Annotated in this window: 7 protein-coding genes; 5 read left to right on the forward strand and 2 right to left on the reverse strand. The window is 68.9% G+C overall.

The features are described from left to right. Positions 1 to 125: 125 nt before the first annotated feature. Positions 126 to 650 (reverse strand): COG1361 family protein, encoded by a 525-nt coding sequence (locus tag GA0115259_RS02480; RefSeq protein ID WP_093590152.1) that lies wholly within the window; start codon positions 648 to 650, stop codon positions 126 to 128. Positions 651 to 1,208: 558 nt separating this feature from the next. On the opposite strand from GA0115259_RS02480, the gene GA0115259_RS02485 reads away from it, so the two are divergent. The 3 genes from GA0115259_RS02485 (at position 1,209) to GA0115259_RS02495 (ending at position 4,843) form a co-directional block, all read left to right on the forward strand. After that, complete coding sequence (locus GA0115259_RS02485) at positions 1,209 to 1,964, forward strand: LamG domain-containing protein (protein WP_237539704.1); 756 nt, start codon at positions 1,209 to 1,211, stop codon at positions 1,962 to 1,964. Between the two features lie 44 nt (positions 1,965 to 2,008). Then, positions 2,009 to 3,940: a glycoside hydrolase family 15 protein gene (locus GA0115259_RS02490; RefSeq protein ID WP_093590155.1), complete on the forward strand. Its 1,932-nt coding sequence runs from the start codon at positions 2,009 to 2,011 to the stop codon at positions 3,938 to 3,940. 171 nt (positions 3,941 to 4,111) lie between these two features. Beyond that, on the forward strand, positions 4,112 to 4,843 hold the full coding sequence (locus GA0115259_RS02495) for a VOC family protein (protein WP_093590158.1): 732 nt from the start codon (positions 4,112 to 4,114) through the stop codon (positions 4,841 to 4,843). A gap of 31 nt (positions 4,844 to 4,874) precedes the next feature. Here the strand turns inward: GA0115259_RS02495 and GA0115259_RS02500 are convergent, their stop codons facing one another. After that, complete coding sequence (locus tag GA0115259_RS02500) at positions 4,875 to 6,023, reverse strand: DUF475 domain-containing protein (RefSeq protein WP_093590161.1); 1,149 nt, start codon at positions 6,021 to 6,023, stop codon at positions 4,875 to 4,877. Positions 6,024 to 6,182: 159 nt separating this feature from the next. Between GA0115259_RS02500 and sthA the strand changes: the two genes are divergently transcribed. Together sthA and GA0115259_RS02510 are read left to right on the forward strand one after the other, a co-directional pair. Further along, positions 6,183 to 7,586, forward strand: a complete 1,404-nt coding sequence (gene sthA / locus GA0115259_RS02505) for a Si-specific NAD(P)(+) transhydrogenase (RefSeq protein ID WP_093590164.1) — start codon at positions 6,183 to 6,185, stop codon at positions 7,584 to 7,586. Between the two features lie 578 nt (positions 7,587 to 8,164). Beyond that, positions 8,165 to 8,414, forward strand: a 250-nt coding sequence (locus GA0115259_RS02510) for a hypothetical protein (RefSeq protein ID WP_141716426.1), incomplete at its 3' end; no start/stop codon positions are given.

Below are 8,414 nucleotides of genomic sequence, written 5' to 3' on the forward strand. Positions count from 1 at the left end.
GGGCCGGGTGGGCCCGCCGGTCGGTCGGAGATCCACCGGCCGAGTGCCCTGGATCAACCAGATTTCGGGCCACTCTCGCCGCGGGTCAGCTGTTTTGACGGGCTGTCAGCCCGTGTCCGACGCGGTCAGGCGCAGAGCACTCGCGTTTCGGGGGTGTAGACAGGGCCGCCGCTGAGGTTGGTGCTGTCGCTGAACTCCGCGTAGAAGTAGGAGTAGAAGCCGATGTTGCCGTTGCAGCCGGAGTCCGCGGCGACCTGGAGAGTCAGCGTGACGGTCCGGCTCTGCCCGGGCGGGATCGTGGCGCCGTAGTTGGCCCCCAGGTCGGCGGGGCCGGTCCCGGAGCAGGGGACGCTGCCGGCGGACGTGGTCAGCGCGCAGCCCGTGAAGCTGTACTTCAGGTCGGGGCGCTGGGTGGTCAGCCAGGTCGGGTCGATGGTCTGGTAGACGAACCAGATGTCGTAGGTCTGGTTGTTGGTGAGCGTCATCGACAGGTTCACCGTGCCGCCGGGCGTGGTGGTGGCGCTGTCGGTGGCGAAGGTCAGCTCGGCCGGGGCGGGGGCCGCGCTCGCGGCGGGAGCCAGGCCGAACACGCCGAGGACGAGGGCGAGGAACGCGGTAAGGCCGAGGCGTCTCATCAGAGGTGATCGCATGGGCGGGAGGCTAGACAGGCAGCGGGAGCCTCGTCTTCCCTGTGCGCCGCCCGCAGGCAGCGATCGGCCGGAAATGTGCATTGTGTGAAGAATGCGCGGGTGCTGTGCGGGAGGCCGGAGATCCTGCGTACGCACACTGTAGTCGCCGCGTGACGCAATGGATCGAGGCGGGTGCGCGGTCCGGTGTCATTGGCGCGTATGTTTCCCTCCGACCGCCGTCGGCCGGCGCGCGCGGCGGGGCTTCTCGGCCGTCCCGCCGATTTCGGGCCCAACGGCCGTCCCTCGCACAGGAGACCGTTCACGGCACCATGTCCGTCGGGTCGCCGGTGACGTGGGGCTCATCCACCCAGCCCCCGGCCGCACGCCCTTCGCATCCCGGAGGCCACCAGTGAGGGACGGTCCGAACTGAAGGTCGGCCGTGTCCTCGTGACCGTGTCGCTCCTGACGCCCGCTCCGCCTCCTTAGCATGGTGAACGGCCGTGGTTCCGGGCTCTCCTGGCGCGCGGCCTGGGGCCCGTCCGCCCCGAGACGACCTCAGCTCCGGGGAAGAGGGACGCCATGAGCCGCCAAGGGTCCGCGCTTCTGGAGTGGCTCACCCGGAGGCTCAGGCCCTGGCCCAGGCCCTCCGTACCCGCTCCCGGCGGACCGCCGCCCTGGTCCGGTCCCGTCTGCTTCACCGCCGACTTCTCCTCCGAGGAGCAGTGGGTCGCGGGCCGCACCTGGGCGTATCCGGGAGGCGGGCCGACCAATCCCGGGGACAACAAGCTCGACCATCTCGTGCCCGACGCGGAGTACAGCCGCACCGGGACCTTCCGCGCGACGCGCCGTCCCGACGGCAACTGGAACACCGGTCTGCTGACCACCGAGGAGAGCGCGGAGGGCTTCACCGTACGGACCGGCGACATCCTGGAGACCCGGGTACGGCTGCCCACCGAGCTCGGCGCCTGGCCCGCGATCTGGACCTGGCGGGACGGCGGGAACGAGATCGACGTCTTCGAGTACCACCCGGACAACCCGGATCTGCTCGAACTCTCCAACCATGTGAGAGGCGGTCAGCGCTACTACACCCATCCGTCGATCAGGCCGGGCGCGTGGATAGATCTGCGCGTCGAGTTCCGGTCGAGGTCAGTCGTCTGGTGGGTCAACGGCCGGCGCGCCTACTCCGACGGCCGAGGCGTGGGCCGCGACTGGAACGCCTCGCTGATCGTGAACCTCTCGGTCTGCGCGGGCCGCTATCATCCGGCGCCGGAGCCGTCCGCCACGGCCATGTCCTACGAGGTCGGCTTCCTCCGCGTCCACCGGCCCGGTTTCTAGTTCGCTCGCTGGAGCCGCGGCCGGCGCCTCGCGTCCATACCGACATGCGGAGGTGTGCCCGGTGGGCGAGACTTGGCGGGGTGAAACGTGATGACCAGGACGATCAGGACACCGCTGCGCCGGGCGACCCGGCCGAGGGCTATCTGCCGATCGCCGAGCACGGTCTGATCGGGGATCTGCGGACCTCCGCGCTCGTCGGGACCGACGGACGCATCGACTGGTTCTGCGCCCCTCGCTTCGACTCCCCGAGTGTCTTCGCCTCTCTGCTCGACAAGGAGCGCGGCGGCTTCTGGGACATCTCGCCGGTGTGCGACGCCGCCACCCGCAACCAGTTCTACTTCCCCGACACCAATATCCTGATCACCCGGATCCTCACGGCCGACGGCATCGTGGAGGTCCAGGACTTCATGCCGATCGTGCGCGAGCGGGATCCGCAGCACCGGCAGCGGCTGGTGCGCCGTGTGGTCAATGTCCGCGGCCGGATGCGGCTCGGCGTACGGGTCGCGCCGAGGCTGAACTACGGCCGTGACACCCACCGGCTGGAGCGGATCCCGGACGGCGTACGGTTCGTCGGCGACTCCCTGACGCTCTGGCTGCGCTCGTCCGTCCCTCTCGACCTCGACGCCACCGACGCCCACGCGGTGTTCGACCTTCCCGAGGGCGAGACGGCGCTGTTCGATCTGGAGACGGCCGGCGGCTACGACGGCTCCGCCACCGAACCGGATCCGTGCGCGGTCGACGCGGTCGCCGCCGAGACGCTCTTCGAGTCCACCGTCGCCTTCTGGCGCCGCTGGCTGAGCCAGTCCATCTACACCGGCCGCTGGCGCGAGATGGTCCACCGCTCGGCGCTCACGCTCAAGCTGCTGACGCACGAGCCGTCCGGTGCCATCGTGGCCGCGCCGACGCTCGCCCTGCCCGAACAGGTGGGCGGCGCGCGCAACTGGGACTACCGGTACGTATGGATCCGCGATGCCGCGTTCTCCCTGTACGCCCTGCTGCGGCTGGGCTTCACCCAGGAGGCGCAGGGATTCATGGACTGGCTGACCGACCGGCTGCACAGCGCGGCGCCCGACGGCAGTGGTGGCCCGCTGCGCGTCATGTACTCGATCGACGGACACGACACGCTGCCCGAGGAGGTGCTCGGGCATCTCGACGGTTACCGGGGCTCGCGTCCGGTCCGTACCGGCAACGCCGCCAGCGTCCAGCGGCAGCTCGACATCTACGGCGAACTGATCGACTCGATCTATCTGTTCAACAAGTACGGCGTGGGCATCTCGCACGACAGCTGGAGCGATCTGTGCGACATCCTGGAATGGCTGATGGAGCACTGGGACACCACCGACCAGTCGATCTGGGAGACCCGGGCGGGCCAGCAGCACCACACATACTCACGGCTCATGTGCTGGGTCGCGGTCGAACGTATGATCAGGATGGCGCGTCAGCGCGGGCTGCCCGGCGATCTGGGCCGCTGGATCTCGGTCCGGGACCGCATCTACCGCCAGATCATGGCGCGCGGCTGGCATCCACGGGAGCGTACGTTCGTCCAGCGGCTGGCCGCGGAGGACGGCCAGGAGCCCGCGGACATCCTGGACGCCTCGCTGCTGCTGATGCCCATGGTCAAATTCGTCTCGCCGGTCGATCCGCGCTTTCTGTCCACCGTGGAGGCCATCGGCAACCGGCTGGTCGTGGACAGTCTGGTGTTCCGCTACGACCCGGAGCAGGCTCCCGACGGGCTGGCCGGTACCGAGGGCACCTTCTCCATCTGCTCGTTCTGGTGGGTGGAGGCGCTCGCCAGGAGCGGCGACGTGGAACAGGCGCGGCTGGCGCTGGAGAAGATGTTCACCTACGCCAACCATGTGGGCCTCTACGCCGAGCAGATCGGGCTGACCGGTGAGCACCTGGGCAACTTCCCGCAGGCGTTCACCCATCTCGCCCTGATCAGCTCGGCGATCAATCTCGACCGCGCGATGGGCTGAGCACACGGGATCCCTGCCGCGGCGGACACGTTCCGGAGTGCGCGGCGGCCGGGTCGGGTGAACGATGGCAGAGCAGGGCGCGAGCCTGTCCGGCCGGCGGGAACGGAGTGGACGAGAACCATGCGGGCAACACGACACGCGGTAGTAGGAGCGCCGTGCTGGGTGAGTCTGATGGCCCGGGATCTCCGGCCCGCCCAGGACTTCTACGGCAGGGCCCTCGGCTGGACCTTCCGGCCGACGACACTGGGCGAGGAGTTCTGCGTCGCGCTCGCCGACGGATCCGCGGTCGCGGGCATCGGAGCGCTCGCGACCAGTCTCCAGGCCGCGGTGACCTGGACACCGTACTTTCTCGTGGACGACGCGGACACCGCCGCCGCCCGGGTCCGTGAGCGAGGCGCGACCATCGCCGTGGGCCCGCTCGCCATGCCCACCGGCCGCGCCACTCTCGCCGCGGACCCGGACGGCGCCGTGTTCGGGCTCTGGGAGGGCGAGACCATCCCGGGCTGGTCCGTGGGACGCGGCAGCGGGCCCGCCCGGCTGGAGCTGCGTACGAGGGACGCCTTCGCCGCCGCCATCTTCTACGGACAGGTCCTCGTCTGGGGCTCGGACGAGCGGGAGAGCTGCGAGGTGCAGTACGAGGACCATCAGGTGATGGTGCGCGACGGTACGCACACGGTCGCCGCGCTGCGCGGCGGAGCCGTCGAGAGCGCTCCGGACCCGCAGATCCGGCCTCGCTGGCATGTGTCCTTCCGGGTGGCCGACGTGGACACCGCCGCGGAGGCCGCGTTCGCCGCCGGAGGCTCGATCGTCGCTCCGCCGGCCTCCGCGGGCCCGGCAGGCGCGGGACGGGAGGCCACGCTCCGCGACCCGGACGGCGGACTCTTCACGATCACCGGCGACTGAACGGCCACCGGCGGCCGGGTCAACCGGTGAGTCACCCGGTGCCGTCGACGGCGCGTTCCCGCTCGGTCTCCCGGGCGATACGGGCGTTGCGCCGTACCGAGGACCAGAAGGACCAGCCGATCAGCACGACTCCCACGAGGCCGGTGACGAGCTCGCTGATCTGGTACTGGATGGTGACCAGGAGGATCACGGCGAGCGCGCCGATGGCGTAGTGCGCGCCGTGCTCCAGGAAAACGAAGTCGTCGAGTGTGCCCTGCCGGACCAGATAGACGGTGAGCGACCGGACGTACATGGCGCCGATGCCGAGGCCGAGGGCCATCAGCACGATGTCGTTGGTGATGGCGAAGGCGCCGATGACTCCGTCGAACGAGAACGACGCGTCGATGACCTCCAGATAGAGGAAGGTGAAGAACGCGGCCTTCCCGGTGAGCGCGGCCACCGCGCCGTTCCCGCCGCCGTGTCTCTCCCGGGCCTTCTCCCGGGCCTTCTCCTCGGCCTCCTCCGCTTCCTCCTCCACCTCCTCGATACGGTTCTCGAAGAAGCCGGAGAGCCCTGCGACCACCAGATAGGTGATGAGACCGGCGACTCCGGCGGTCAGTACCGTCTGGGCCTTGTCGGCGTGCCCGCCGCCGTGCTGGTGGGCATGGGTGGCGACCGTCGTGGCGGCGACGACCAGCACGATCAGCGCGATACAGACCGAGAGCGTCTCGACCTTGCCGAGCCTGGCCAGAGGCCGCTCCAGCCAGGTCTGCCAGGTGATCTCCCGCTCCTCGAAGATAAAGTTGAGGAAGATCATCAGCAGGAAGATCCCGCCGAACGCGGCGATCGCCGGATGGGCGTCGGTCACGAGCTGCTGGTAGCGGTCCTTGTCATTGATCGCCAGTGTGACGGCCTGCACCGGGCCGATCTTGGCGGTGATCGCGACGATCAGCACGGGAAAGACGAGCCGCATCCCGAAGACCGCGATCAGCACACCGACTGTGAGGAAGATCGTCTGCCAGAAGGCGCTCATCCGCTTCAGGATCCCGGCGTTGATCACCGCGTTGTCGAAGGAGAGCGAGACCTCCAGGACGGCCAGGATCGCGACGATCCCCAGGGCGGCCCATCCGCCGTAGAGCGCCCCGGCGGCGAGACCGGCCGCGGTGACGAGAAAAGCCCATCTGAATGTCTTCAGAACCACTGGCTGGTTCATCCTCCCTGCGTACGGAAGCGCCCGCCGGGCCCGCACCGGGCGACCGGACAAGGACTCACCGTAAATGATCGTTGTTCATACCGGTCCGCCGCATCACCTGCCGGACCCGCCCTTCCGGGAAACACGCCCGGCTGACAGACTCCTCCCGTGCCCGACTTCGACATGCTTGTCATCGGATCAGGACCGGGCGGCCAGAAGGCCGCCATAGCAGCGGCCAAACTCGGCCGGCGGGTCGCCGTCGTCGACCGGCCCGAAATGGTCGGCGGCGTCTCCATTCATACCGGAACCGTCCCTTCCAAGACACTGCGGGAAGCGGTGCTCTATCTCACCGGACTGACCCAGCGGGATCTGTACGGCCAGAGCTACCGGCTCAAGGAAGAGATCACCGTCGCCGATCTCACCGCCCGTACCCAGCATGTGGTCGGCCTGGAGGTCGATGTCGTACGCAACCAGCTCGCCAGGAACCAGGTGACACTGCTGTCGGGCACCGGACGGTTCATGGACGATCACACCGTGGCCGTACGCGACCTCTCCGGGCAGGACCGGCTGCTGACCGCCGAGCACATCGTCATCGCCACCGGCACGCGTCCGGCACGCCCGGCGAGCGTGGAGTTCGACGACCGTACGGTCATGGACTCCGACAGCGTCCTGAACATGGAGAGGGTGCCACGGTCCATGGTGATCGTCGGCGCCGGCGTCATCGGCATGGAATACGCATCCATGTTCGCGGCGCTCGGCAGCAAGATCACCGTGGTCGAACAGCGTGACGGAATGCTCGACTTCTGCGATGTCGAGGTGGTCGAGGCGCTCAAGTACCGGCTGCGCGATCTGGCGGTGACCTTCCGTTTCGGTGAGACGGTCGCGGCGGTCGAGCGGCATGAGCAGGGCACGCTCACGATCCTGGAGAGCGGCAAGAAGATCGCCGCCGACGCCGTGATGTACTCCGCGGGCCGGCAGGGGCTGACCGATGAGCTCGATCTCGACAAGGCGGGGCTCTCCGCCGACAAGCGCGGCCGGATCACGGTGGACGAGCACTACCGCACCGAGGTTCCGCATATCTATGCCGTCGGCGATGTCATCGGCTTCCCGGCGCTGGCCGCGACCTCGATGGAGCAGGGACGGGTGGCGGCGTACCACGCCTGTGGCGAGCCGGTGAACGCGACGCACCACCTCCAGCCGATCGGGATCTACACCATTCCCGAGATCAGCTTCATCGGCCGGACGGAGGACCAACTGACCGACGCGCGCGTACCGTTCGAGGTAGGGATCTCGCGCTATCGCGAACTGGCACGCGGCCAGATCATCGGGGACGCGCACGGCATGCTGAAGCTGCTGGTGTCGCCCGAGGACCGGCGGCTGCTCGGGGTGCACTGCTTCGGCTCGGGCGCGACGGAGCTGATCCATATCGGCCAGGCCGTGATGGGCTGCGGCGGTACGGTCGACTATTTGGTGGACGCGGTGTTCAACTACCCGACGCTCGCGGAGTCGTACAAGGTCGCCGCCCTGGATGTGACGAACAAGATCCGCCAGACCGACCGTATGAGGCGCTGAGCTACCCGGGTGGCGGTGTCAAAATCCGCCACCTCGGCCCGGTCCTCGCCCGTCCTCGGCGGAGGCCGGAAACCCATATGTCCGCGATCCCGCCCGCGCCCTGCCGCACGGGCGGTCCGAGCGCTGTGTCCGCGCGTACGGGCAGGTCCGGCCCGTGGCGAGCGGCGGTGGCGGTACGGGCCCTGGGCCGTCCCTCGGCCACGACGGCGTGTCACGACCGCCGTCCGACCGCCGTCCACCGTGCCGGACGGGCGGACCCGATCGATGGCATGTACGCGATATCCGGCCTGCCGAGAGCGGTGTCCGGACCACTCACGCACAGGCAACGGCCGTAACCACATGTGGCCGGGATGTGACTTCGCGTGAGGACGCTGGTTGTACGATCCCCCAACAGCGTCCGGTGAAGAGGTAGTTCTACCCATGATCAAGCCGTATGTCCGCGCCGAGGCCGAAGGGGTCCAGCGCCCCACGCCCGTATATCCGGCGCTCATACCGGCTCTCCACCGCTTTCACCGCCCGTGACTTCCGCCGGGTGAATTCAGCCGGACCACGATTTTCAGCCAACTCGAAGGTTCTCCATGGCACGTTCCCCCGCGCCCTCTCTTCTGTCCCGCGTCTCGTCATGGCCCTGGCCGGTGACACTCGCCGTCACCGCCGCCGCGCTCGGCACGGCGGTGTTCTCCCTCGCTTACGTCCATATCGGCGCGGCCCTGGCCTATGGCGTGCTCGCCGTGCTGGTGCTCACCGCCCTGGTGAATCTGCGCGGCCGGCACCAGCACGCCCAGACCGCCGCGGCCCGCCGCGAGGCCGACTGGCACTCCCGGCTGG

It is taken from the genome of Streptomyces sp. MnatMP-M17 (assembly GCF_900091995.1).
Taxonomy (GTDB): Bacteria; Actinomycetota; Actinomycetes; order Streptomycetales; family Streptomycetaceae; genus Streptomyces.